At 69.4% G+C, this 402-nt stretch carries 1 protein-coding gene; it reads left to right on the plus strand.

What is annotated here, in order from left to right; translation table 11 throughout:
* On the plus strand, nucleotides 1-402 hold a 402-nt coding region (locus tag M3183_RS26795; RefSeq protein WP_251475101.1), incomplete at both ends, for an ABC transporter permease.

Genomic DNA, 402 nt, shown 5'->3' on the forward strand with positions numbered 1-402 from the left:
CGTCGCGACCGTGCTCGGCACGCTCGCCGCGATCGGCCTGACGAAGGCCGATTTCCGCGGCAAGGGGCTGCTGATGGCCGTGCTGCTGTCGCCGATGATCGTGCCCGTCGTCGTGGTCGGCGTCGGCATGTACCTGTTCTTCGCGCCGCTCGGGCTCGCGAATACCTACACGGGGCTGATCGCCGCGCACGCGGCGCTCGGCGTGCCGTTCGTCGTGACGACGGTGGCCGCGACGCTGCAGGGCTTCAACCAGAACCTCGTGCGCGCGAGCCTGTCGCTCGGCGCGAGCCCGGTGTCGACCTTTTTCCGCGTGACGCTGCCGGTGATCGTGCCGGGCGTGATGTCGGGCGCGCTGTTCGCGTTCGCCACGTCGTTCGACGAAGTGGTCGTCACGCTGTTCCT

The sequence above is a fragment of the Neobacillus mesonae genome, assembly GCF_023715155.1.
In the GTDB taxonomy this organism is placed as follows: domain Bacteria; phylum Bacillota; class Bacilli; order Bacillales; family Cytobacillaceae; genus Neobacillus; species Neobacillus mesonae_A.